Source organism: Bradyrhizobium iriomotense, from assembly GCF_018129405.1.
GTDB classification, from domain to species: domain Bacteria; phylum Pseudomonadota; class Alphaproteobacteria; order Rhizobiales; family Xanthobacteraceae; genus Bradyrhizobium; species Bradyrhizobium iriomotense_B.
In genome coordinates this window covers 113,923-139,255 of sequence record NZ_JAFCLP010000018.1, presented here as the reverse complement: position 1 = coordinate 139,255, position 25,333 = coordinate 113,923, and the positions used below count along the sequence as shown (strand labels likewise).

General features: G+C 65.6%; 18 protein-coding genes. 11 read left to right on the top strand and 7 right to left on the bottom strand.

Annotated elements, in window-relative coordinates:
- Positions 1-10 precede the first annotated feature (10 nt).
- Both JQ592_RS29185 and JQ592_RS29180 read right to left on the bottom strand, forming a co-directional pair.
- Positions 11-895: a protein-L-isoaspartate O-methyltransferase family protein gene (locus JQ592_RS29185; RefSeq protein WP_211406226.1), complete on the bottom strand. Its 885-nt coding sequence runs from the start codon at positions 893-895 to the stop codon at positions 11-13.
- 107 nt (positions 896-1,002) lie between these two features.
- On the bottom strand, positions 1,003-1,479 hold the full coding sequence (locus tag JQ592_RS29180; protein WP_211406225.1) for an Lrp/AsnC family transcriptional regulator: 477 nt from the start codon (positions 1,477-1,479) through the stop codon (positions 1,003-1,005).
- A 122-nt stretch (positions 1,480-1,601) separates the two neighbouring features.
- Between JQ592_RS29180 and JQ592_RS29175 the strand changes: the two genes are divergently transcribed.
- Entirely contained in the window at positions 1,602-2,141 is a 540-nt protein-coding gene (locus tag JQ592_RS29175; protein WP_211406224.1) for an RBBP9/YdeN family alpha/beta hydrolase, read from the top strand.
- A 21-nt stretch (positions 2,142-2,162) separates the two neighbouring features.
- Here JQ592_RS29175 and JQ592_RS29170 read toward each other — a convergent pair whose 3' ends face one another.
- Together JQ592_RS29170 and JQ592_RS29165 are read right to left on the bottom strand one after the other, a co-directional pair.
- On the bottom strand, positions 2,163-3,308 hold the full coding sequence (locus tag JQ592_RS29170; protein ID WP_211406223.1) for a GNAT family N-acetyltransferase: 1,146 nt from the start codon (positions 3,306-3,308) through the stop codon (positions 2,163-2,165).
- A gap of 118 nt (positions 3,309-3,426) precedes the next feature.
- Entirely contained in the window at positions 3,427-4,779 is a 1,353-nt protein-coding gene (locus JQ592_RS29165; protein ID WP_211406222.1) for an O-antigen ligase family protein, read from the bottom strand.
- Positions 4,780-5,061: 282 nt separating this feature from the next.
- Between JQ592_RS29165 and JQ592_RS29160 the strand changes: the two genes are divergently transcribed.
- The gene (locus JQ592_RS29160) at positions 5,062-6,048 is read left to right on the top strand and encodes a glycosyltransferase (protein ID WP_211406221.1); all 987 of its coding nucleotides are present in this window, start codon (positions 5,062-5,064) and stop codon (positions 6,046-6,048) included.
- A gap of 15 nt (positions 6,049-6,063) precedes the next feature.
- Here JQ592_RS29160 and JQ592_RS29155 read toward each other — a convergent pair whose 3' ends face one another.
- Positions 6,064-7,092, bottom strand: a complete 1,029-nt coding sequence (locus JQ592_RS29155; protein WP_211406220.1) for a glycosyltransferase family 2 protein — start codon at positions 7,090-7,092, stop codon at positions 6,064-6,066.
- 396 nt (positions 7,093-7,488) lie between these two features.
- Here JQ592_RS29155 and JQ592_RS29150 point away from each other — a divergent pair, with 396 nt between their 5' ends.
- The 5 genes from JQ592_RS29150 (at position 7,489) to JQ592_RS29130 (ending at position 13,320) form a co-directional block, all read left to right on the top strand.
- Complete coding sequence (locus JQ592_RS29150) at positions 7,489-8,286, top strand: class I SAM-dependent methyltransferase (RefSeq protein WP_211406219.1); 798 nt, start codon at positions 7,489-7,491, stop codon at positions 8,284-8,286.
- A 277-nt stretch (positions 8,287-8,563) separates the two neighbouring features.
- Positions 8,564-10,936 (top strand): exopolysaccharide transport family protein, encoded by a 2,373-nt coding sequence (locus JQ592_RS29145; RefSeq protein WP_211406218.1) that lies wholly within the window; start codon positions 8,564-8,566, stop codon positions 10,934-10,936.
- On the top strand, positions 10,929-11,735 hold the full coding sequence (locus JQ592_RS29140; RefSeq protein WP_211406217.1) for a WecB/TagA/CpsF family glycosyltransferase: 807 nt from the start codon (positions 10,929-10,931) through the stop codon (positions 11,733-11,735). The genes JQ592_RS29145 and JQ592_RS29140 overlap by 8 nt, the downstream gene beginning before the upstream one ends.
- Positions 11,736-11,754: 19 nt before the next feature.
- Complete coding sequence (gene galE, locus JQ592_RS29135) at positions 11,755-12,747, top strand: UDP-glucose 4-epimerase GalE (RefSeq protein ID WP_211406216.1); 993 nt, start codon at positions 11,755-11,757, stop codon at positions 12,745-12,747.
- 231 nt (positions 12,748-12,978) lie between these two features.
- On the top strand, positions 12,979-13,320 hold the full coding sequence (locus JQ592_RS29130; RefSeq protein WP_211406215.1) for a hypothetical protein: 342 nt from the start codon (positions 12,979-12,981) through the stop codon (positions 13,318-13,320).
- On the opposite strand, the gene JQ592_RS29125 is transcribed toward JQ592_RS29130, so the two are convergent.
- A complete protein-coding gene (locus JQ592_RS29125) occupies positions 13,294-17,409 on the bottom strand; it encodes a bifunctional diguanylate cyclase/phosphodiesterase (protein ID WP_211406214.1) in 4,116 nt (1,371 codons plus the stop codon). The two genes, JQ592_RS29130 and JQ592_RS29125, sit on opposite strands and share 27 nt — an antisense overlap.
- A 296-nt stretch (positions 17,410-17,705) precedes the next feature.
- Here JQ592_RS29125 and JQ592_RS29120 point away from each other — a divergent pair, with 296 nt between their 5' ends.
- The 3 genes from JQ592_RS29120 to JQ592_RS29110 are packed head-to-tail and all read left to right on the top strand — an operon-like array spanning position 17,706 to position 20,948.
- A complete protein-coding gene (locus JQ592_RS29120) occupies positions 17,706-18,758 on the top strand; it encodes an Ldh family oxidoreductase (RefSeq protein WP_211406213.1) in 1,053 nt (350 codons plus the stop codon).
- 21 nt (positions 18,759-18,779) lie between these two features.
- Positions 18,780-20,147 carry an LLM class flavin-dependent oxidoreductase gene (locus JQ592_RS29115; RefSeq protein WP_211406212.1) on the top strand — a complete coding sequence of 456 codons (1,368 nt, stop codon included), beginning with the start codon at positions 18,780-18,782 and terminating at the stop codon, positions 20,145-20,147.
- Between the two features lie 15 nt (positions 20,148-20,162).
- Complete coding sequence (locus tag JQ592_RS29110; protein WP_211406211.1) at positions 20,163-20,948, top strand: fumarylacetoacetate hydrolase family protein; 786 nt, start codon at positions 20,163-20,165, stop codon at positions 20,946-20,948.
- A 259-nt stretch (positions 20,949-21,207) separates the two neighbouring features.
- On the opposite strand, the gene JQ592_RS29105 is transcribed toward JQ592_RS29110, so the two are convergent.
- Entirely contained in the window at positions 21,208-21,663 is a 456-nt protein-coding gene (locus tag JQ592_RS29105) for an Lrp/AsnC family transcriptional regulator (RefSeq protein WP_211406210.1), read from the bottom strand.
- 154 nt (positions 21,664-21,817) lie between these two features.
- On the opposite strand from JQ592_RS29105, the gene JQ592_RS29100 reads away from it, so the two are divergent.
- Entirely contained in the window at positions 21,818-25,267 is a 3,450-nt protein-coding gene (locus tag JQ592_RS29100) for an indolepyruvate ferredoxin oxidoreductase family protein (protein WP_211406209.1), read from the top strand.
- Positions 25,268-25,333: the final 66 nt, after the last annotated feature.

The window sequence follows — 25,333 nt, the reverse complement described above, 5'->3', positions numbered from 1 at the left end:
GCGATCCCCGCTAGGCCTGCGTGATGTCGGCGTGAGGCTGAACTAAATCCGTCGGCATGAGCGCCGGCGCCGTTGAAAGCCACCACCCTTCGCCGGCAAACCAGCATGTCTCGTCCGGAGCGCCTCCTCTCCGCAGCGACTGCACACTTTCCCATCCTTTCGCGAACGCCTCGGCCAATCGCCGGGCGGCATCTTCATCCTGCAATCCCGCGCAGCCGATGAACTGGGCGCGGCTGAGGAATTTCGCAGGCCAGATCGCGCCGCCGTCCGGGCGCGTGATCATCAACATACCCCCGAGCATGGCCTCCGGTGCCAACGGAAACACCAGCCGGCCGCCTGGCCGCAGCGCCTCGAGCCATTGCGTGGCCGGCTGCGCCGCGCCGGCGCAGACATAGATCACGTCCGCAGCCGGCAGATCGGACGCGATGCCCGAACGGCTGCACACATCCGCATGAGCGATGTCCTTCAGATTGTCGCGCGCAAGTCCCGCCAGGCGCTCGTCGATCTCGTAGGCATGAACGCGGCCGCTGGGTCCCACGAGATGCGCGAGGATCGCGGTGTAGTAGCCGCTGCCCGCGCCGATCTGGAGCACGGTCTCGCCCTCTCTGACAGCGCAGCCGGTGAGCCAATAAGCGTGTGCACTGGGCATGCCGATATTGAGGCCGCGCGCCGGATCCAGCGCGAGCAGCGCGTTCTGATAGAGGAAGGCGGGATCATCGTCAGGCGTGACCACATAGGGATGACCGCCGAGACAGATCGACCACGGCCCGGGCCCGACGAAAGGTTCGCGCCTGACGGTCCGGAAGGCCTCCTCAAGTCGGGGATCCCCAGACTTCGCCGCGGTGCAGATCAACTGCGCAAAGAATGCGCGATATTTTGCCGAACGATCTTCCATGTCGCCTCCGGGAAACAAGGGCGACGATAACACAACGCGCGCGATTATCGGAAGGCTTGCGCAATCGCGTGCTTTGTGACGGCGCGGTGACGAGCCGGTCGCACGACTCAACTGCGTTCGGTTTTCTTCCTGACGAGGTCTTTGCCGATCGGCCGCGCGGGCTCGCTCCGCAGCACCAGCGAGGTCGTGACCGCACCGAAACCGGCGATGCGATCCACGATGGTCTCGAGGTCCTCCGGGGCAGGAACGAGCACCTTGAGCACGAAGCAATCGTCGCCCGTCACGCGATGGACTTCGATGATGTGAGGAATCTCGCTGAACCGCTTGAGGCATGTCTTGATGTGCTCATGCGAGGTGCGCAGGCGCACCAGCGCCATCAGGCCGAGCCCGAGGGCGCGCGGGTTGATGCGGGCGCCGTAGCCTTCGATGATGCCGGCTTCCTCGAGCCGCTTGACGCGTTCGGAGATCGCCGGCTGGGACAGGCCGACGGAGCGGCCGAGCTCGGACAGCGGCACCCGCGCATTGGCTTGCAGCGCCTCGAGGATCTTCAAATCCTTGGCGTCGATGCTCCCGAAACGATCCAACAAAATTCTCCATTCCACCTTGAGATCATCGGCAGATGGTCGATTCCGCCGATGACTTGCCATGTGATGCAGGACCGCGGTCGGTCACACTGCGACGTCACCTCAGATATCACGGGACGTTCATGCACGACATCATCATATTGCCCGGCCTCGGCGGCTCCGGAGACACCCATTGGCAGACGCTGTGGGAGCGCACTGATGCGCGCTTCACGCGATTCCAGCCGGCGAGCTGGGACGAGCCGGACCTCGACGACTGGGAGCAAGCCCTGGAGCGCGCGGTCGCGCGCTGCGCGAAGCCCGCTGTCCTGGTCGCCCACAGCCTCGCCTGCCTGCTGGTGGCGCATTGGGCCGCGCGCTTCCCGTCCGCGATTGCGGGCGCCTTTCTGGTCGCCGTGCCCGATCCGGATGGCGGCAATTTTCCCGCGGAGGCCATCGCGTTCAAGCCGGTCCCCGACCGCGCGCTGCGCTTTCCCGCGCTGATCATCGCGAGCACGAATGATCCATATGGAGCGCTCGAGGTGACACGGCGGCGGGCGCAGGCCTGGCAGTCCGGCCTGATCGTGGCGGGCGCGCTGGGCCACATCAATGCCGCGAGCGGGCTCAGTGACTGGCCGCAAGGACGCGCATTGCTCGACGCCTTTCGTGCGGGCTTTCCGCGATGACGGCGAAACGAACGGCGCCCGTCAGCGCGCGCCCTTGCCCATCGCCCGCGCGGCAAAGGCGGCGAGCCTGGGGTGACGGCGCAGGCCCTGCGCGGCGTGGTCGCGCCAGGCAAAAGGCAGTCCGCGCCAGGACAGTGCGACGCTGACATCGGTCAGCGGCACCTGCTCGGCGCCTAGCCGGCGCTTGTAATCCTGATTGCCGACGCTGAGATCGAAGCGGCGCACGCCCTCTGCATGCAGCGCCGCCATGGTGCGCTCGGTCACGAGCAGTCCGGGAGAAAAGTTCGCCCAGGTCTTGCCGGTATGACTGATGCGCAGCAGGAAGTAGGTCGCGCCGGAGCGGACGCCGAGCGCGGTCGCTGCGATGCCCTGGTCACAGACCAGGGCCGAGATGACGGCATAACCCTCGGCAACACCCTGGCGCGCCACCTCGCGATAGAAACGGGCGTGAACATCGTCGTTCAGGACGAACGGTGAGCCAAGCTGTCTCATCCGCTCTTCCTGCTGCATGTCCATCACATCGAGGAATTCACGCGCACGCTCGGCATCCGTGGCGATCTCGAACCGAGCATTGCCAAGTCGGCTGAAGACGCGCCGGCACCGCGGCAGCTGCAGGCGCCTGATTGACGCCCGATAATCCTCATAGTCGTCGCCGATGAGCACGAGGTTGCCGTTGACCGAGCAGGATCCGGCGCGGCCGAGCGACACCAGCGGGTTCGGCTTGCCGCCGACCTGCGCCGGCATCTTCTTCAGGCGCAGCAGGTCGAAGCGATCGGGCAAGGCGCGCAATGCGTCGACCAGCGCCTTGCCGATCGCATCCATCGCCGCCGCATCCACCGCGGCATCGAGCGCCAGGATCGGCGCGTTGTTGTCGGAGACGCCGAGATCGGCGAATTCGACGATGCGGATGCCGCGCCTGACATGGCTGATCATCGGCACGACCGCGAGGTCCTTGCCGGTCGCGACATCGGAGATCACGGCGATCAGCGGCGCAACGTCGCCAAACGCCTCGTACCAGGCGCCGAGCCAGTAACCATGCTGGAACGCGGTGCGATGGCCGACACTCAGGCGCGATGCGGCCTGCAGCCAGTCGCGCGTGAAATCGACCGCGATTCCCGGCGTGCTGGACACAAGACCATCTGGTTGCTCGACGCTGAGAAACGTCATCCGCAGAACATATGATTGCTGAATGTTTCCATAGATTATGTTTTGCCGCAGACCACAAGTGACGTCGCTGCTTATCGTTAAGCCAGTGCAACCACGGCGCAGCGACTGCGACAAGCTGTCAGCGCTGGGGTTCCGTCTGGTCAGTGCACTGGAACCTTGCGAGGAAGTGCAGGCCGGCGACCGCGAGGGCGAACATGAACCAGATCGGATTCTGCCGTTCGAGCAGGAAGGTCTCGGTGGCGCCGTAGTACAGGCCGAACAGCCAGACGGTCAGGAACAGCTTGGCCAGTGCGCGGCTCCCGTTGTGAGCCTGGGCCGACTGGAAATTGCCGAGCGGCGCGAGCACGAAGACGAGGATCACCAGCAGCAGCCCCGGAAGGCCGATGGTGACCGCGAGATCGAGATAGGAGTTGTGGCTGTGCGCAGCCGACGTCGCCCATTCGGAGCCCTGGGCGGTCTGCCGCGCGGTCACGTCGTCCCAGAAGGCCGCATAGCCGTGACCGATGACCGGCTTTTCGGCGACCGCCGCGAGTGCGAACTCCCAGATGGCGGAACGGCCGGTGAAGGTGGGATCGAGCGGAAGCAGGCGCGTCATCGCCCCGAGCGCCGGGCTCAGCACGCTGCCGACAGTCAGCAGGTTCATCACGATCAGCGGCACGAAGCAGATGAGCCGCTTCAGCCACAGGCTGCGCGTGACATAGACCAGCGCCGCCAGCGCATAGATCGCGAGGCACAGCACCGAGGAGGTCTTGCCGCCGGTAAAAATCAGGAAGATGCCGGCGAGCGCGGCGATCGCCGGCCCCATCACGAACGATCCGGCGGCGGACAGGTAGATGCCGACATAGACCAGGATGGTCATCACCGGCGAGGCAACGTTCTTGTGGCCGAAGCTGCCGCGCCAGTCGCCGGCGAGCTGCGGCTCGCTGACGTCGAGCGCGGTGTGGATCGAATATTGCGGGGCGAGGACAACGCCGAGATAGCACAGGGCGAGCAGCGCGAGTGCGGCGGCGCCGAGGCATAAATTGAAGCTGCGCTGCGTCGGCGGCAACAGCGGCAACAGAACGGCGAGCGACGTGACGCTGGCCGCGAGCACGAAACGCTGGATCGAGACGCCGCGGCTCTCGGAGAAGACGATGTTGATCAACAGCCAGCCGACGAGACACAAATGCAGCGGTGTCATCAGGGTCTTCAGTGCGGGTGCATCCGTGACCGCGACGAGCAGCACCGCAACCGCAGCCAGCAGGCCCCAGGAGACGTAGGTGAGCGCCATTCGCCCGCCGACCACGGTGGCCGCGTCCTCGCTGCGCAAATCGGGAAACGGATCGAGCGTCACCAGGATGAGAAGCAGGGCCGCAATCGCGATGAGACAGCGCGCCACCCGCACGGCATTCAATCCGGCAAGGCCGTCGCGCAGGACATGGCCGAGCGATGGGGCCTCGACGTCAGAGGTGTCAGCGGCGCTGCGATCCATGGCTCAAGGCAGGTGGTGAAGCCGGCGGAAGCTTCAGGTCCTACCGCATCCCCGTTAACCGTCCGTCAACCAGTGCGGCCGAGCGGCGCTGGCGCACTCCTCCATATTTCCGCAAGCTCAATGCCGTCGACTTAACGTTACTTGACGAAACCGGCGGCGCGCAGATCTCGCCCGCAATGATTTGCCGGCAATGCGAGTATCATCCGCCGCGAGTTTTCAATCACGGGTCCTGCCAGCGCGCAGATCGCCCCGGTTAACGGATCATTAAGAACGAGCCGCAGCTTGATCACCGCCGAAGACGTTCTCGAATTGCCGGCCAGCTCACGCGTGGCGGCGGCACCGCGTCTGCCGCTGCAGGTCGGCTCGACCATTTCCGTGTCCGTCATCATTCCCGCCAAGAACGTTGCGGCCTATGTCGGCGAAACCCTCGCCAGCGCGCTGGCGCAGGCGGAGGTGAGCGAGGTGATCGTCGTGGACGACGGCTCGACCGACGAGACCGCCGCGATCGTTCGCGCCATCCGTGACCCGCGGCTGCGACTGATGAGCAACGACTCCGCCGGCGTGTCGGCCGCGCGCAATCTCGGCGCGCGGCATGCGGGCGGCGAGTGGCTGCTCTTCCTCGATGCCGATGATCGCCTGCGCCCCGGCGCGGTGGCGGCGCTGCTCGCAACGGCGCGCGACGCTCCACGCGCGGTTCTCGTCTACGGCGACTACAACACGATCGACAGCGAAGGACGGCAGATCGGACGGCGCGACCTGTTGAAGGGACGCCGCAAGCCCTCCGGCGACGTACTGGCGCGACTTGCCGCCGGCAATTTCATCGTCAATGGCGGCATCGCGCTCGCCCGTGCCGAGGCCTTCCGCGCCATCGGCGGCTTCGATACCGCGCTCAGATATTGCGAGGACTGGCATTGCTGGTGCCGCCTTGCCGCAATCGGTGAGTTCGAGTTCGCACCGAAGCTTCTGCTCGACTACCGCCTGCACACGGCCAACACCATGAACGCGGCGGTGCGCACGCCGCAGGATTTCTTCCCGGCGATCGCGCGTGTCTTCGACGACGGCCTGATCCTGGCGAGATTGCCCGAAGGCACGGCACCCGGGCTGCGCCTCGCCGCGGAGATTCATCTCGTCACCTATTCGGCGATGCAGGCGGTCCGCTTCGGCAGATATCGCGACGCTGTTGGCTATCTCGCAATGGTTGGCCGGCGCTCGCTCAAGGCGCTGCCGCGCGCCGCGGCCAGGACAGTTCTCGCCCGCTTCGGCATCTAACCCTTCCCTGCAGCGTCAGGATACGATCTTCGACGCTTCATAGGGCTTCGGCTCGAAGCCGAAGGCCGCGAGCGCAGAACCGAACGCCACCATCACGGGGTGCATCGCGACGATCGCCTTCGACGTCGCCAGCAGACGCGCCGTACGCAGCAGCGACAGCGGCAGCCGACCGAGCATCTGCGCGAACACCCGCGCCCGCGCCGCCACGCTCTGCGCGGCCTTGTGCTGCACACGATAATTGATCGCGCCGATGCGCAAGCCCCGCTTGGCGATCCAACTGAAGCTGGTGCGGCTCTGCGGCACGGTCTCCGTGATGACCGCCTCCGCCGTCCAATGAAATAGCATGCCGGCGTCGCGGCACCGCACGAAGAAATCGCAATCGCCGCCGCCGAGGAAGTTGAAGCGCAGATCGAACGCGGGCTTGTCGAACCGCTCGAACGCCGCGCGGGTGATCAGGCAATTGCCGCAGCCATAGATCAGCGGCACTGCGCCGCTGTAATCATAGGCCGGGCAAAACGCGGGATGACGCGCAAGCCACGGCTTGCTATCGTCGTCGAAGACCGGCAGTACCGGGCCGCCGACGACGTCGGCGCCGGTCGCCTCCGCGGTGCGGACCATCAGTTCGAGCCAGTCGCTTGATGCGATCTCGTCGTCGTCGATCATCAGGAAGCGGGTCGCGGCGGGAAACAGTGCCTGCGCCGTCTCGAACGCGGCGTTGATCGCCTGGCAATTGCCCTGCCGCTGCTCGACGAGGCAGATGCCCTGGAGCCTGCCGTCGGCGAGATATTCCGCGGCGACCGGCGCGCTCTCGCGCTTTACGGCGTCGTTCTCGACCATGACGACGGCGAAGGAACGCGGGGTGCGCTGGCTCGCGAGCGAGTCCAGCGTCAGCCGCAGATGCTGCGGCCGGCGGAAGCAGGGAATGCAGACGACGATGCCGACCGACAGGTCGATGACGCGGGAGCTCGCCGCGATCTCCCGATTGGGATCGCGCACGGCATCCGAGATCCGGCTGGCGGAAAGGTCTGTCGGGATCAGCGTCATGACGTTCTAGATGTCCGAGATTTATTGAAAAAACCCTGCATCAACCGCGCGGATCAGCATTGTTCTGTGACGGCACATCACCGCGGGACAGATGCGTCCCAAAATGAACGACCGGCCTGGAAGCGTAGGACGACAACAAGTCGCCGATCAGCTCGCATACATGCACTTAACCGCTTTCACGCGTTTTCTCCTGCAAATCGTCGCGATCATGATAGTGCAAGTCGCAGTCCACTACGCTGCGAGCGGGCCAACACGGACAATGCCGTAGTTAACGCCCATGCGCATTAACCCGTCCGTAAGCACCACGACCGGTGAAGCGGCGCGGCATCAGATTTGCTCTTCGGGCATGCGAGTTTTTTCCTGTAAATTTGAATAGAACAAGCGCGGTCAGAAAATATGAACAAGCCAGCCACGATCGATTTCGCGACAGCCACGGCGATCGACGCCCCCGCGACCACACATGTCCAGGCGCTGCATGATCTGGTCCCCGGCGAAGCCCGCGACAGCCTTCTTGCTGTTCATGATTTGCTACGCCGCGAACTGCCGCAGGGACGGCTCGCCATCTATGAGGCCGGCGGCGGCTCGTGCAGCGTTCTGCCGCCGGAATTGCTGAGCCGCAGCAGGGTCACCGTCGTCGACATCGACGAGGACCAGGTCCGCAACAACACCTACGCGGACGAGGCCATCCTCGGCGACGTGCAGACCTACAGCTTTGGGAGCGAAACCTTCGATCTCGTGATCTGCTACAACGTGATCGAACATCTGCCCCATGTCGACGCAGCGCTGCTGAACTTCCGCGATGCGCTCAAGCGCGGCGGCATGATCCTGATCGGCGCGCCCAATCCGCGCTCGCTGTCCGGCGTCGTCACCAAATATTCGCCGCACTGGTTCCACGTCTGGTTCTACCGGCACATCCGCGGCATCAAGGACGCCGGCCTGCCCGGCGAGCCGCCGTTCCCGACCTTCTTCCATCCACTGGTGACGCTGCCGCGGCTCGAAGCCTTCGCGGCCGCCAACGGCCTCGAGATGACCTACCGCCGTGAGGTCGAGAGTCCGCGCTATCCCGAGATGCGCCGGCGCAAGCCGTTGTTCGCGGCGCTCGTCGATGCCGGCGCCGCCGTGCTGAACGCCGTGCTCCCGCGCGGCACCGACGTGCGCCGCGGCGATTATCACGTCATCCTGCGGAAAAGCTGACCGATGCGCGCGCAGCCACTTGCGAGCCGAGCGGAGCCTCGCGCCCTCGCTGCGCGCGGTAACGAACCGTTAATCTCTGAAGGACCTCGGCGTCACTCCGACGCGTCGAACAGTGGCATGCGCTTAAACGCTTTGTTTGCCATTTCGGTGAATAGTCCCTCAATGAGTATGGTTAATTTTCCCTGTTGCGTTGATTGGGCACCTATATCGCGGGTGCGTGGCGTAAAGCGAAGAGTAACCCCTCAGCCCGCGGCCGTTGGAATGAAAGCTGGGGACCATGCTGGACTATAACCAGCCGATCGATCGGGCGAGACCAGAGGCCCCGCCGCAGAGGCCCCAGGCCGGCTTCAACGTGTTGGAGCTGGTCAACCTGCTTTGGCGGCGCAAGGTCGCAATTGCGGCCGCCGCCCTGCTCGGCGCGACGCTCGCGGTCACGGTCGGCAAGAGCCTGACGCCCCGCTACACCGCAACCGCCCAGCTCTATGTCGACCCGCGCGAGCTCCAGCTCGTCGATCGCGAGCTCACGCCCCGCGCGCAGGACGTCTCCGGCATGTCCATGGTGGTGGAGAGCCAGGCGCGCCTGATCACCTCCAACAGCGTGCTGCTCCAGGTGATCCAGCAGGCGGGTCTCGACAAGGATGCCGAATTCGGCGGCGGCGACGGCAAGAGCCTGATGTCGTCGCTGCTCGGGCTGATCGGCCTCCAGCCTCGCGCGCCCTCCGCCGCCGAGACGAAGGAAGTGCAGCTCGCGGCGCTCGACGCGCTGAACCGGCACATCACCATCCGCAAGACCGAGAAGAGCTTCATCGTCGACATCGAGGTGTGGTCGACCGATCCGGCGAAGGCGGCGATGCTCGCCAACACGCTGACCAACGTCTACCTCACGGAGTCCCGCAACTCGCAGGCCTCGGCGGCACGCCGCGCCACCAGCGATCTCTCCGGCCGGCTGAAGGAGCTGCGCGAGCGACTGCGCAATGCCGAGACCGCGCTTGCGACCTACAAGGCGCAGAATAATTTCGTCGGCACCCAGGACGCGCTGATCAGCGACCAGCAGCTCTCCGCCAGCAACCAGCGGCTTTCCGCCGCGCGCGCCGCGACGATGGATGCGCAGGCCCGGCTCGACCAGATCGAGGCGAGCCGGCGCACGGCGGCCGATGCCGGCGCAATTCCCGAAGCGCTGCAATCGCCGACCATTGCCAATTTGCGCGCGCAATATGCCGAGGCCCGCAAGAAATATGCGGAGCAGGCCGGCGAGCTCGGCCCGCGCCATCCGGCGCTGCGCCAGACCGAGAAGCAGGTCGAGGATCTCAAGCGCACCATCAGCGAGGAGATCGACCGCTTCGCCCAGTCGGCCAAGAATGATCTGACCCGCGCCCGCGATTATGAGGCGTCGCTGAACCGGGCGCTGGAAGCGCAGAAGCGGCAGAGCGTGCAGCTCAGCCAGGCCGCCGTGCGCCTGCGCGAGCTCGAGCGCGAGGCCGATGCCAGCCGCGACGTCTATCAATCCTTCCTCAAGCGCTCGCGCGAGACCGAGGAGCAGGAGAGCCTGAACACGTCGGCCGCCCGCGTCATCGGCGAGGCCACCGTGCCGCAGCGGCGTTCGTTCCCGCCGGCCATGAGCCTGTTCGCGATGATCGGCTTCATCTTCGGTGCGATCGCTGCATCGACCTGGTTCGTCGCGGCCGAGCTGCTGTTCGCCGGCGCGACCGCACCGGCGCCGACGCCGGCCCGTCCGCAGCGCACGCCGGCCCCGGATGCTGCGCGAGCGCCGCAGGCCGCGCGAACTCCGGAAACCGTGCAGCCGCAGCCGGTCTCGCGAGCTCCGGAAGTTGCGCAGGCCCTGCCGGAACTTGCCGCACCGCCGCTGCAACCTTCGATGGGCGACAAGCCCCTGATCGAAAAACCTCTGATCGCGCGCCTCCAGGAAGCCGACGTCATCCACACGCTCGGCGCCATTCTCGCCACCGGCGGCGGCGTCGACCTGACACGGCTGGGCTGGCCGACGCTGCGCCCCGGCTTCCCCCTGACGAGCCTGCTCAATGCCTGGCGCGACATGCGCGCGGCAGTGGCCCGGCGCGCCGGCGGCAAGGCGCTGCCGGTGGTCGCATTGCTCGGTCCCGGCGAGACCACCGGACGCAGCGTGACCGCGCTGAATTTCGCGCTCGCAGCCGCGCGCGACGGCGCCCGCGTGCTGATGATCGACGCCGATCATCTGGCGCATTCGCTCTCGAACAAGGTCAACCGTAACGGCAAGAGCGAGCCGAGCAGGCTCGGCTGGCTCTCGAACGGCAGCAAGGCCGCGCGCGAGATCAAGACGGTCAACGGCATCTCGGTGCTGCCGGCCGCCGAAGGCGATGCCGGCAAGGCAGCTGAGGCCATCCGCAAGGCGATCGCGCAGGCGCGCTCCGCCGGCGGCTATGACCTCGTGATCCTCGACGGGCCCGCAATGCCGCTCGCGGCCGGCTGCCGCAAGCTGCTCGATGAGGTCGATGCGCTGGTGGCAGTGCTGCCGACCAGCATGGACATCAATGACAGCCTGGAAGAGATCCTGAGCACGCTCGGCCGCGCCGAGCGCAAGCTCGTCGGCGTCGTGCTCGACGAGCTCACCCCCGCAACCCAAGCGCGCCAGCGAGGCAGACAATATGCTTGAGCGCCGCATCAACCTGGACGGTCGGGCCGCAACCGCCGACGTGCCACGGACCACCGTCGGCGGCCTCCGCATGGCCGCGCTCGATCTGGAAGCAACCGCCGATTTCATGATCGAGGCCACCGATCCGCAACATCGCATCGGCCGTCCGCTGTACCTGACCTCGGCCAATGGCGAGGTGCTGGCGCGCTGCTCGACCGAGCCGCAGACCGAGCGCCTGTTCCGCATCGCCGATTTGATCAATGCCGACGGCCAGCCGCTGGTGGCGGCCTCGAAACTGCAATCCTGGTTTCCGCTGCCCGAGCGCGTCGCGACCACGGACCTGTTCCACGTCGTCGCGCGCAAGGCCGAAGCGGTGGGCCGCACCTTCTACATGTTCGGCGCCAGCGAGGCCGAGAACGCCGCGGCGGTCGCCAACGTCCGCAATCTGTATCCGAACCTGAAGATCGTCGGGCACAGCCACGGCTATCTGCACGGCGACGCCCTGCGCGCGAAAGTCGAGGAGATCAACGCGCTCGCGCCCGATTATCTCTGGGTCGCGCTCGGCGTGCCCAACGAGCAGGCATTCGTCGAGGAATTCACACCGCTGCTCACCAATGTCGGCGTTATCAAGACATCCGGCGGCTTGTTCAACTTCTTGTCGGGCAGCCGGTCCCGCGCGCCGCAATGGATGCAGAAATTCGGACTCGAATGGGCCTGGCGCACATGGCTCGAGCCCCGCCGCCTGTTCTGGCGCTATTTGACCACCAACCCCCGCGCGCTCTATCTTCTGTTCAGCCGCAAGCGGCCCTTCAACCGCTGAGAGACGCCGAGTCAAGGACATGACCGACCGACCGATAGTCCTCGTCACGGGAGGCGCGGGTTACATCGGTTCGCACGCGTGCCGCGCGCTGACCGCTGCCGGTTATCTGCCGGTGGTTTTCGACAATCTCTCGACAGGTCACCGCAGCTTCGTCGCCGCGGAGCTGGTGACGGCGGACCTCCTCGACGGCGCGGCGCTGGCACGCGTCTTCGCCCGGCACAAGGTCACCGCCGTGATGCATTTCGCGGCCGCGAGCCTCGTCGGCGAGTCCATGACCGACCCGCAGAAATACTACATCAACAACGTGCAGGGCACGCTGTCGCTGCTGCAGGCGATGCGCAACGCCGGCTGCCATCGCATCGTGTTCTCGTCGACCGGTGCCGTCTACGGCAATGCCGATTCCAAGGAGCTGCCGGAAGACTTCCCCTGCGCACCGATCAATCCCTACGGCGCATCGAAATGGATGATCGAGCGCATGCTCGCCGACTATCGCTCGGCCTACGGCTTCGGTGCCTTCTGCCTACGCTATTTCAACGCCAGCGGTGCCGATCCCGCCGGCGGCATCGGCGAGTTGCGCGACAACGAGACCCATCTCATTCCGCGCGCGATGATGGCGCTGCAGGGCCATGTCGACTTCGCCGTGTTCGGCGACGATTACGACACGCCCGACGGCACCGCGATCCGCGACTACGTCCACGTCACCGATCTCGCCGCCGCGCATGTCGCGGCACTGAAGCTTCTGGAACAGGGACATGCCGGCGGCAGCTTCAACCTCGGCACCGGCTCGGGCTTCTCGGTGCGCGAGATCCTCGACGCCATCAGGCAGGAGACCGGGCGCGAGGTGCCGCACACGGTCAAGCCGCGCCGCGCCGGCGACCCCGCTTACCTCGTCGCCGACGCCTCTGCCGCGCGAAAAGTTCTTAACTTCGTGCCGCGTCACTCCGACCTGCCGACGGTGATCCGCACCGCCTGGGCCTGGCACCAGAAGGCCCATCCGCTTAGGGCACGTTAAGCAACCGTAACATCCGTACCTTGCCTGCCGTGCCTCCAAACGGCTACAATGGACATTCGCTGCCGCCGTTGGTGCATCGCCGACGGCCGCATTTTGGGGCATCACCGACGATGAGGTCGGGATGCAGGGCTCCGCCTGTTGCGCGAGCCGATTTTTCCTGATGTCAGGACCACAATCGAATCTGCGTGACGGCCTGTCATCAGGCGCGGATTCGAAGGAGTAATCGATCCAATGCATCAGGCTGCACGCCTGGAGTTCGAGCGCGTGATGGATGAGTTCGTTCGCTGGCATGTCGTGCCCGAGGACGAGCGCTCGCCTGCGCCTGCCTGGTGGTGGGGGCCCGCGATGGCGGTGGTCGACGATCAGGAGCCGATGAGCAGCACATGGTGCGCCGAGCTCGGCTTGAACGAGGGCACGAGCTTCGCCGACGGCGCGCGCACGATTCTGGCGCTGTTCGTCGAGCAGACGTCGCTGACGGGGCCCCAGGATTTTCCGAGCATGGCCGAGGGCACGGACCACGACGTCCGCGAGCTGCACCCGCAGCCGTCAGACGACAGCGCGTTTCAGCCGTAGCGCCGCAGCCGCAGTGGCAACCGGATCCGGCTCGGGCTGGAGCGGCGGTGCCACAGGCAGGACCATCGGCCGCAGCAGTTCGGCCATCTGCTTCGCCGGCAGCGGCTTCGAGATCAGGAAGCCCTGCATCTCGTCGCAGCCGTGGCTGCGCAGGAACGCCTCCTGCTCGGCGTTCTCGACGCCTTCGGCGACGACCGTCATGCCGAGCGCCTTGCCCATGCTGATGATCGCCTGCGCGATTGCCTGGTCCTCCGAATCCTGCGGCAGGTCGCGCACGAAGGAGCGGTCGATCTTGATGGTGTCGATCGGGAAGTGCTTCATCAGCGACATCGACGAATAGCCGGTGCCGAAATCGTCGATGGCAAGGCGGATGCCTCGGCTCTGGATGGCGTCGAGCACCTTGAGCGCACGTCCGACATTGCGCATCATCATGCTCTCGGTGACCTCCAGCTGGAGCAGCACCGGCGACATGCCGGAAGCCGCGAGCGCCTCGTCGACATCCTGCAACAGATGCTCGTCGGCGAACTGTCGCGGCGACAGGTTGACCGCCATCGACAGCGGCAGCAGGCCGCGGCGCTGCCAGGCCATAGCCTGCGCGCAGGCCTCGTTCAGCACCCAGCGGCCGATCGGCACGATCAGCCCGGTTTCCTCTGCAAGCGGAATGAACTGGGCGGGCGAGACGTTGCCGAGATCGGGATGGGTCCAGCGCAGCAACGCTTCCACGCCGGTGATCTGGCCGGTCTCCATGTCCACCTTGGGCTGGTAGTTCAGCGAGAACTGCTCGCGCTCCAGCGCCCGGCGCAGCGCGCTTTCCAGCGACAGCCGCTCGATCGACTGGGTCTTCACCTCCTTGGAGAAGAAGCGATAGCCGTTCTTGCCGTCTTCCTTGGCGAGGTACATCGCCATGTCGGCATTCTTGGTCAGCGTCTGCGCGTCGGAGCCGTTGGCCGGATACATCGCGATGCCGATCGAGGCCGTGGTGTGACACTCGTGACCGGCGAGCTCCATGGGCTCGGCGAGCGCCGTGAGCAGCCCGGTCGCGATGCGCTGGACGTCGTCGATCTCGCCGCACTGGTCGAGGATGACCACGAACTCGTCGCCGCCGAGCCGCGCCACCACGTCGCTGGCGCGCAGCGCGCCGCGCAGCCGGTTCGCCACTTCGAGCAGCAGCAGGTCGCCGGCCTCGTGGCCCAGCGAATCGTTGATGACCTTGAAACGGTCGAGATCGATGAACAGCACCGCAAAACGGTGATCGTGGCGCTGCGCGGTGTCGATCGCCGCGCGCAGCAGCCCGTTGAAGGTCTCGCGGTTCGGCAGGTCGGTCAGGCTGTCGTGCGAGGCGAGATACTCGATCCGCTCGTCCGCCTTGTTCTTCTCGTCGGCCCGATCGAAATTCTCCATCGCGAAGGAGACGTTGTCGGCCAGACGCTGCAGCAGTTCGACGAACTCTTCCGTGAAGGTTGCGGGCTCGGTCGACATGTAGATCATGACGCCGACGGCACGGTCGTGCGCGATGAGCGGAAACGCCGCGCCCGACCGCGCGCCGTCGCCGCGAACGATGGCGTGGAAGGCGCTCACGCGTTGATCATTGAGATAGTCGTTGCTGATGCATGGCTGCCGGGTCCGGAATGCTGTGCCAGCCATCCCGCGACCTTCGGGGCGCTCGGCGTCGACCGAGAGACGGATGTTACGAGTGGTGTCGGACGACGGTCCAGCGCTGGCGACGATCTTGAGCTGGTCGCTGTCGGCGCTGGCCAGCGCGATCGTCGTCGAGGTGAACTTGGCACCGTTCGACGCCGCAAGGCAGACGAGGTCGAACAGCTCGGCGCGCGACTTGGCCCGCATGATCGCCTCGTTGGTCGCGCTCAGCGCCGCGAACATGCGCGCCAGGCGTTCCTTCTGCGCCTCGGTGCGGGCCTTCTCCTCGGCGCGATCGAAATTGTCGAGCGCGAACGAGACGTTCTCGGCGAGCCGCCCCAGCAGTTGAATGAGATCCTGCGTGAACGCGCCCTCGTCCGGCGAGAGGAACAGCAACACGCCGACAGCCTCGCCGCCGTTGCTAAGCAACGGGAAGCAGGCCCCCGATTTCGTGCCTTGCGTGCGCGCGATCTGGTGCCAGTGCGCGGTGCGGATGTCGGTGAGAAGCTCGTTGGCAATGCAAGGCGCGCGCGTACGGAAGGAGGTGCCGGTGAGCCCGCGTCCCTCCGGGTCATCGGCCGAGGTCGAGAAGCGCCATTCCTTGATCAGGCCGCAGCTCTCGCCCTTGGTCATGGCAATGTCGAGATAGTGCCGCGTCGCATCCACCATGGCGATGGTTGCGGAGGAGAAGGTGCCGCCGAGCACCGCCGCCTCGCAGACCACCTCGAACAATTCGGCGCGGGTCTTCACCCGCATGATCGCCTCGTTGGTCGCGCTCAGCGCCTCGAGCATGCCCCTGAGACGGTTGCGCTGCATTTCGGCCTTGGCCTTCGCCTCGGCGCGGTCGAAATTCTCCAGCGCAAAAGAGACGTTGGCCTGGAGCTTGCGCAGCAGCTCGACGAGTTCGGGCGTGAAGGTGCCGCACTCCGGGGAGTTGAACAGGAATACGCCCTCGACCCGGTCGCCGTTGAACAGCGGCAGCGCCGCGGAGGACGCGATCCCGTTGCGACGGGCGCTGACGTGCCAGGGCGCAATGCGGTCGTCGGCGAGCACGTCGTTGCTGACGGCGGGCTGGCGCGTGCGGAATGCGGTGCCGGTGAGCCCGCGTCCTTCCGCCACCTGCTCGGAGATCGAAAACTTGAAGTGGCGAACCTGGTCGGCATTCGGTCCGTAGCTGGCGACCACGCGCAGCAGCTCGGCGCGGTGGTCGACCAGCGCGATGCTGGCCGAGGTGAACTTGGCGCCTTTGGCCGTCGCCTCGCAGACGAGCTCGAACAGCTCGGACCGTGACCGCGCGCGCAGGATCGCTTCGTTGGTGGCGCTGAGCGCCGCATACATGCGCGCGAGGCGCTCTTCTTCCGCCGCGATCCTGGCCTTCTCGGCCTCGCGGCCGAAATTCTCGATCGCGAACGAGACGTTCTCGGCCATGCGCAGCAGCAGCGCGACAATCTCCTCGTCCTTGGCCCAGGAGCGGCTGATGAAGAACAGGAGCACGCCGACGCTTTCGCCATGCTTGATCAGCGGCGCGACCACGCAGGCGGCGACGCCGGTGTTGACGTTGGCCTGCTCCCAGGGCGAGCCCTTGGTACGGCTGGCGAGATCGTCCTCGACGATGGCTTTCTGCGTCCGGAACACCTCGCCGGAGATGCCCTTGCCGTAGGGATTTTCCGGGTCGACCGAATAGCGCGCCTGGGTGACGAGCTCGAGGTTCTGCCCGGTGGCCGCGACAGGCTTCATCCAGTGCGAATCCGGCTCGCGGAGCAGCACGATGGTCGCCAGCGACTTGCCGCTGTGCACGGAGGCGTCGCAGACGAGCTGGTACAGCTCCAGCTCGGTCTTGGCCCGCAGGATCGCTTCGTTGGTGGCGCTGATGGCGCCGAACATGCGGTTGAGCCGCCGTGTCGCCCGTTCGCTGATCTGCTGCGCGGTCTCGCGCGCAAAATTGTCCAGCGCGTAGGAAATGTTCGCCGACATGCGCTCGAACAGCGACACCATCTGCTCGTTCAGCGAGTTGGCCTCGCTCCGCGTCACGTACAGCACGCCGACGCTCTTGCCGTTGCAGAGCAGCGGCAACGCCGCGGCCGCACCGATATGCGCCTTGGCGGCCCCCTCACGCCACGCCAGCGAGCGCGGATCGTTGAGATAGTCGTTGCTGATGCAAAGCTTCTGATCGCGAAATGCCTCGCCGCCGACGCCCGATCCTTCCGGGGTGCCGGCATCCGTCGTGATCACGATCGAGCGCAGCCGCGGGATATCGTCGCCGCAACCAGCCGCAAAGCACAGCCGCCGGCCATCGGGGCCCACCAGGAACACGGCCACGGCCAAAAAGTCCCCGCTCGAAAAGCCGGCGTCGCAGACCTTCTGGTACAGCTCGTCCGGCGATCTCGCGTAGAGGATCGCTTCATTGATGGCGCTCAGCGCCGCAAATGTGCGCGCGAGTGTCGTCGGCACGATCTCAGCTCCCGGGCATTTCTGCCTATTTCTCCCGGGTAGCTTTATGAACGGCGATCGCCTAAGTGGTCGTTATTCCGCCGGGCAAACCGTCGATCAAAGTGAACGAGCTGCGAACGAGCGGCGCTAAACTCTCGAAAATACCGCCGTGCGGGGCGAATCTTCGACCAAGGGCGTGTTCCGTTTACGAATTTGCAGCCCTGTATTGGTTTACGGGAGATTGATATCGCTCCCGCGCTTTGAGACGATGGCCCCCAACAAGCAGCCCCTTAAGGGCACCATGCCGGGGAAACGCCATGCCGCTCGTCAAGGCCGACCGCCTCACGCGCATCAGCGCTGCGCTGCTCCAGGCGGCTGGAGCTTCGGAGGAGGAAGCGGACGCCGTCGCGAGCGGCTGCGTCAACGCCAATCTCGCCGGCCACGATTCCCACGGCGTCATCGCCGTTCCCACCTATATCGACCGCATCAAGGCCGGCCACATCGTGCCCGGCGCCAAATGGAGCATCGTCCAGGAATCGCCGACCACGACGGTGATCGACGGCCATTGGGGTTTTGGTTTCCACGTCAACGCCAAGGCGATGGCGCTGACGATCGAGAAGGCGAAGACCGCCAACGTCGCTGCCTGCACCGTGTTCCGGCAAAGCCATGTCGGCCGCCTCGCCGCCTACCCCCTGATGGCGATGCGCGAAGGCATGATCGGGATCGCGACAGCGGATTCCGGCCGCTCGCCGAAACACGTGGCACCGTTCGGCGGCAAGGAAGCGCGGCTCGGCACCAATCCGATCTCGATCGCAGTGCCATCCGATCTCGATACGCCGTTCTATCTGGACATGGCGACCTCTGCGGTCGCGGCCGGCAAGATCCAGCTCGCAGTCGCCCGTGGCGAAGAGATTCCCACCGGTTGGATCATCGATGCCGAGGGACGACACACCACCGACCCGACCCAATATCGCAAGGGCGGCGCACTGCTGCCGCTCGGCGGTACCGAGGGCTACAAGGGCAGCGGCCTTGCCGCTATGGTCGAGGTTCTCTGCGGTCTGCTCACCGGCCTCGGCTTCGGCGTCGAGCCTACGGGGCGGCACAATGACGGCTGCTTCATGGCCGTGTTCAACGTCGCCGCATTCCGCCCGCTCAAGGAGTTCAAGCGCGAGGTCGCCGAGTTCGCACGCTATCTGAAATCGACCCCGCCGTCCGAGGGCAGCACAGGCGTCTACTATCCCGGCGAGATCGAGGGCCTGCGCGAGCAGCAGCGCCTGCGCGACGGCATCGAGATCGAGGATGCGACCTGGAACAAGCTGCGCACGCTGGCGCGTGACTACCGGCTCGACACGGTCCTCAATCTGGCCTGACGCAATTCGGAGAACAGCAGCATGACGCGGCAGATGGTACTGGTCGGCTTCCTCCAGGCGCAGAACTGCACCAACTTGCCGAGCTCGTGGCGGCATCCGGACTCGCGCGACGATTCGATGTCCGCGGACTACTATCAGGAGATCGCCAGGATCCTCGAAGCCGGCAAATTCCACATGGCGTTCTTCGATGATCGCCTGGCGATGCCCGACCGCTACGGCAACGACCACGCCCACACCGTCGAATACGGCATCCGCTGCGTGAAGATGGACCCGCTGATCGTGCTGACCACGATGGGCATGGTCACCGACAAGCTCGGCCTGGGCGCGACCTGCTCGACCACCTACTACGAGCCCTTCGACGTCGCCCGCCGCTTCGCGACGCTCGATTTGATGTCGGGCGGCCGCGCGGGGTGGAACGTCGTCACCTCGCTCAATGACGGCGAAGCCCTCAACATGGGGCGCGATTCCCATCCAGAACATGATTCCCGCTACGACCGCGCCGACGAGTTCATGGAGGTCGTGCTCGGCCATTGGGACACCTGGGAGGACGGCGCGCTCATCATGGACAAGACAAGCGGCCGCTTTGCCGATCCCACCAAGGTGAAGCGGCTCGATCACAAGGGGCCGGCCTTCAAGTCGCGCGGGCCGTTCACCGTGCCGCGCTCGCAGCAGGGCCATCCCGTGATCATCCAGGCCGGCGCATCCGGCCGCGGCCAGCGCTTTGCCGGCCGCTGGGGCGAGGTGATCTTCACTGCCGCGCGCAACCTCGCCGCCGCGAGGGAAGGCTATGCGGCCGTGCGCAACGAAGCCGCGAAAGCCGGCCGTGATCCCGATCAGATGTTCCTCTGCAATTTGACGACGCCGGTCTGCGCCGCGACCAAGACTGAAGCCGAGGACAAGATGGCGCTGATCAACAAGCTGCCGCTGCAGATCGACGCGCTGTCGCTGCTCGCTGAAGCGCTCAATTACGATTTCGCCTCCAAGGATCTCGACGAGCCGCTGACGACGGAAGAACTGAAGAGCATGCAGGGTATCCTCGGCATCCGCGACGGCGTGCTGAAGAATTCAGGCAAGAGCAACCCCAGCGCGCGCGACTTCGTCACCTTCTCCGGCCGCGGACAGGTGCAGGACGCCATGGTCGGCGGCCCCAGGGAGATCGCCGACAAGCTGGAGGAAATGTTCGTCGAGCGCGGCTGCGACGGCTTTGTCATCGCCGCGACCTATGTACCCGGCTCTTACGCCGATTTCGTCCAGCATGTCGTACCGGAGCTGCAACGCCGTGGCCTGTTCCAGAAGGACTATCGTGGCAAGACGTTGCGCGAAAATCTCGGGCTGAAGCGGCCGGCTGCCGGCGCCTGGAAGATACAGCCGCGCGATGCCGCGGAATAACGACGAGGACACGCTATGCGCTGGCTGAAATTCACCGCCGCGGACAGGACATCCTGGGGCCTCGTCGAGAACGATCAAGTCATCGCGGTCGACGGCGATCCGCTCAGTGAATGGCAGCGCACTTCGCGCACGCATCCGCTTGGCGAGGTCAAGATCGAGCTGCCGCTGATCCCGCGTACCTTCTATTGCGTCGGCCTGAACTATCTGAAGCACCTGAAGGAAGCCGCCGACAAGCGCGGCGAGGTGCCGGCCGTGCCCGACCGCCCCGAGATCGGCTATCGCGCACAGAACGCGCTGATCGCGCATGACGAGGAGGTCGTGATCCCGTCCTTGGCGACGGACAATATCCACTATGAAGGCGAGCTGGTCGTCGTCATCGGCAAGAAGGTGAAGCACCTCACCAAAGACAACGCGATGGATTGCGTGTTCGGCTACACCATCGGCAACGATGTCAGCGAACGCAGCTGGCAGAAGGCCGATCGCAGCCTGTGGCGCTCGAAGAACGCCGACACGTTCAAGCCGATGGGCCCGTGGATCGAGACCGAGGCGAATCTCGCCAGGATGGAGACCATCGTCCGCGTCAACGGCAAGGAGACCAACCGCTTCTACACCAACGACATGATCTTCGGCGTGGTGCCGTTCCTGGTCGAGCTGACCAAGTATTTTACGCTGTGGCCGGGCGACGTGATCTGGATGGGTACCGACGGCGCCTCGCCCGACATCAAGCACGGCGATGTCGTGGAGATCGAGATCACCGGGGTCGGGATGTTGCGCAACAGGTTCGTCAGGGAGCAGCGATAGCGCAAGTTGCACCAACAGTGTCGTCCCGGCGAAAGCCGGGACCCATACGCGCAGCCGATGTTTTGATCGGGACTCGTCGTTACGGCTTCGCAAGGCAATTCGCATTCGTGGTTATGGGTCCCGGCCTTCGCCGGGACGACGACGGAGCGGTGCCGTAGGGTGGGCAAAGCAGAGCGTGCCCACCAACCTTCGCAAATCGAGCGAGATAGTGGGCACGGCGCAAGAGCGCCTTTGTCCACCCTACGGCACTTCCCGCAACTCAAAACGGCAGCGCCACACTCGTCTTGATCTCCTTCAGCACCACGTTGCTGCGGACGTAGCGGATGCCGGGAATGCGGAACATGAACTCGTCGAGGAAGCGGTTGTAGGCGGCCATGTCCTGCACGACGACGCGGAGGTGATAATCGGCATCGCCCGTGGTCGCGAAGCACTCCAGCACCTCGCGGCGCCTGGTCACCCGCGCCACGAACTCGTCGACGAACTTCGCATCATGCCGCTCCAGCGAGACGTGGAGGATGGCCGACATCGCAAATCCCGCCTGCTCGCGCGCGACCAGCGCCGCATAGCCCTGGATGACGCCGCTCTCCTCCAGCGCCCGCACCCGGCGCCAGCAGGCCGAGGTGGACATGCCGACCTCGTCGGCGAGTTGCTGGTTGGTGGCGCGGCCGTCCCTCTGGAGGTGGGCGAGTATTCGCGTGTCCTGTTCTTCGATCATGGAAGCCTCTCAAGCCGAGAACCTCTACCAAATTTGATGGCCTTGCGCAAAATTCTACCGAATTTGTGAACTACACGGGATAAATAGGTAAGACCTACCAGCCTCCCGGGCATAACCTTCCATCACTAGGGCAGGATGCCGCGCGAGGTCCGCCATGGACGCCATTCCGTCACTCGACACTTACGATCTCTCCGACCGCTACGACCGCGAGGAGGGCCGCGTCTTCCTCACGGGCACGCAGGCCATCGTTCGCATCGCGCTCGATCAGGCGAGGCGCGACCGGGCGAGCGGCCTCAACACCGCGGGCTTCATCTCCGGCTATCGCGGCTCGCCGCTCGGCGGCGTCGATCTCGAGCTGTGGCGCATCCAGGAACGCCTCAAGCGAGACCGTATCGAATTCCTCCCCGCGGTGAACGAGGACCTCGCGGCAACCGCGGTGCTGGGCTCGCAGCAGGTCGAGACGCAAGCCGACCGCGAGGTCGATGGCGTGTTCGGCCTCTGGTACGGCAAGGGCCCCGGCGTCGACCGCTCCGGCGATGCGCTCAAGCACGGCAATGCCTACGGCTCCTCGCCACATGGCGGCGTGCTGGTGGTCGCCGGCGACGACCATGGCTGCGTCTCCTCCTCGATGCCGCACCAGTCCGACGTCGCCTTCATGAGCTGGTTCATGCCGACGCTGCATCCAGCCGATGTCGGCGAATATCTGGCGTTCGGCGAATATGGCTACGCGCTGAGCCGCTTCTCCGGCATGTGGGTCGGCTTCAAGGCGATCTCGGAGATCGTGGAATCAGGCGCGTCCGTCGCGCTGCGCCCGCCGCGCCTCTTCCGCACGCCCGACTTCACGCCGCCGCCGGGCGGCCTGCATTATCGCTGGCCCGATTTGCCCGGCCCACAGATCGAAGAGCGGCTGGAGGCGAAGAAGCACGCGGTCTATGCCTTCGCAAAAGCCAACCCGATCGATCGCCACATCTACGACATCCCTGGCGCCACCTACGGTATCGTCACGACCGGCAAGGCCCATCTCGATCTGATGGAAGCGCTGCGGCTGATGGGCCTTGATGAAGCGGCCTGCCGCAGCATCGGCCTCGACGTCTACAAGGTCGGCATGGTCTGGCCGCTGGCGCTGCATGACGCCATGGACTTCGTGAAGGGCAAGCGCGAGATCCTGGTGGTCGAGGAGAAGCGCGGCATCATCGAGAGCCAGTTCAAGGAATATTTTTACGATTATCCCGGCAGCAAGCCGGAGCGCATGGTCGGCAAGCACGATGAAACCGGGGCACGGCTGATCTCCTGGATCGGCGAGTTGTCGCCGCGCGCGCTGGCTGGCGTGCTCGCGCGCAGGCTCGATCCGATGTTTCCGGGCCTCAATCTCGCCGCCCGCGCCGCCGCCTTGATGCCGGAGGCCGCGCGCACGATCAACGTCAGCGGCGCAACGCGCACGCCCTATTTCTGCTCGGGATGCCCGCACAACACGTCGACGAAAGTGCCGGAGGGATCGAAGGCGCTGGCCGGCATCGGCTGTCATTTCATGGCGAGCTGGATGGACCGCGAGACCTCGTCGCTGATCCAGATGGGCGGCGAAGGCGTGAACTGGGCTGCTTCATCGCGATTTACCGGCCACAAGCACGTGTTCCAGAATCTCGGCGAAGGCACCTATTATCATTCGGGCTCGATGGCGATCCGGCAGGCGATCGCCGCCAAGGCCAACATCACCTACAAGATCCTGTTCAACGACGCCGTGGCGATGACCGGCGGCCAGCCGGTCGACGGTCCCATCAGCGTGCACGCCATCGCACACAGCGTTCGCGCCGAAGGCGTTGAGCGCATCGCGCTGGTGTCGGACGATCCGGCGCAGTTCAGCCCGGCGGACCTGCCCAGCGGCGTGACCATTCATCCCCGCGAGGAGATGGACGCTGTGCAGCGCGAGCTGCGCGACATCTCCGGCGTGTCCGTCCTGATCTACCAGCAGACCTGCGCCACCGAAAAACGGCGGCGGCGCAAGCGCGGGCAGATGGCCGATCCGAAACGCTTCGCCTACATCAACGACCTCGTGTGCGAGGGCTGCGGCGACTGCTCGGTCGAATCCAACTGCCTCAGCGTCGAGCCGAAGGAGACGCCGTTCGGCCGCAAGCGCCAGATCAACCTGTCGGCCTGCAACAAGGACTTTTCCTGCCTCAACGGCTTCTGCCCCAGCTTTGTCACGGTCGAAGGCGCCACGCGCCGGAAGAAGAGCGCCAGCCAGATCGATGCGGCCGGCCGGGCCGCCACGCTTCCTTTGCCCGCGCCCGCCACATTTGACCGGCCCTACGACCTGCTGGTGACCGGCGTCGGCGGCACCGGCGTGATCACGGTCGGCGCGCTGATCGGCATGTCCGCGCATCTGGAACGTCGCGGCGTCTCGGTGCTCGACTTCACCGGCTTCGCGCAGAAATTCGGCCCGGTGCTGAGCTATATCCGCCTGGCTGCAAGTCCCGAAGCGCTGCATCAGGTCCGCATCGACCAGGGCGCGGCCGATGCGCTGATCGGCTGCGACCTCATCGTCAGCTCCTCGCCGAAGGCGTCTGGCACCTATCGCCGCGGCACGCGCGCCGCGGTCAACACCGCGGAGATGCCGACCGGCGACGTCGTCCGCTTCCGCGACGCCGATCTCGCCTCGCCTGCCCGCCTGCGCGCGATCCGTCAGGTGATCGGCAACGACAATCTCGGCACCATCAACGCCAATGTGCTGGCCGAACGCCTGCTCGGCGATGCCGTCTATGCCAACATCATCATGCTGGGCTTTGCCTGGCAGCGCGGTCTGATCCCTGTCTCGCTGCAGGCGCTGCTGCGCGCGATCGAGCTCAACGGCGTCGCAGTCGAACGCAACAAGCAGGCCTTTGCCTGGGGCCGGATCGCAGCTGCCGATCCGGACTTTCTGCCGAAGGCGGACGATGCGCCCGAAGCCGAGACGCTCGACCAGCTCATTGCCCGGCGCGCCGAATTCCTCACGGCCTATCAGAACGAAGCCTATGCGGCGCGCTACCGGACGATCGTCGCAAATGTCCGCAAAGCCGAAGCCGGCCTGAACAGCGAGGCGCTGACCGAGGCGGTCGCCCGCGCGCTGTTCAAGCTGATGGCCTACAAGGACGAGTACGAGGTGGCGCGTCTGCACATGAGAAGCGGCTTCCTCGACGAGTTGAAGCGCGAATTCGAGGACGGCTTCAGCGTCCAGTATCACCTCGCCCCGCCGTTCCTGAGCTCGAGACGTGATGCCCGCGGCCGTCCACGCAAGCGCGCCTTCGGCCAGTGGATCCAGATGCCCCTGGCCTTGCTAGCGCGCTTGAAGGGGTTGCGCGGGACGCCGTTCGATCCGTTCGGTTACACCGCGGAGCGACGCGCCGAGCGGGAGCTGATCGCCTGGTATGAAGACCTGATCGAACACATGCTCGGCAAGCTCGACGCGGCGCATCTGTCAAATCTCGTGGCGATTGCCAAAGGTCCGATGGAGATCCGCGGGTATGGCCCGGTCAAAGATGCCGCGATCGTGAAGGTGAAGGACGAGATCGACCGGCAGCTCGACGGGCTCGACGCACCATCGCCGACGAAGATGCGCGCCTACGGTTGACGCGGCGCCGGCGAAGCTTCAGCCTCTGAACCGAACGGGCGCCCTGATGGCGTCCTTGCAACCGCG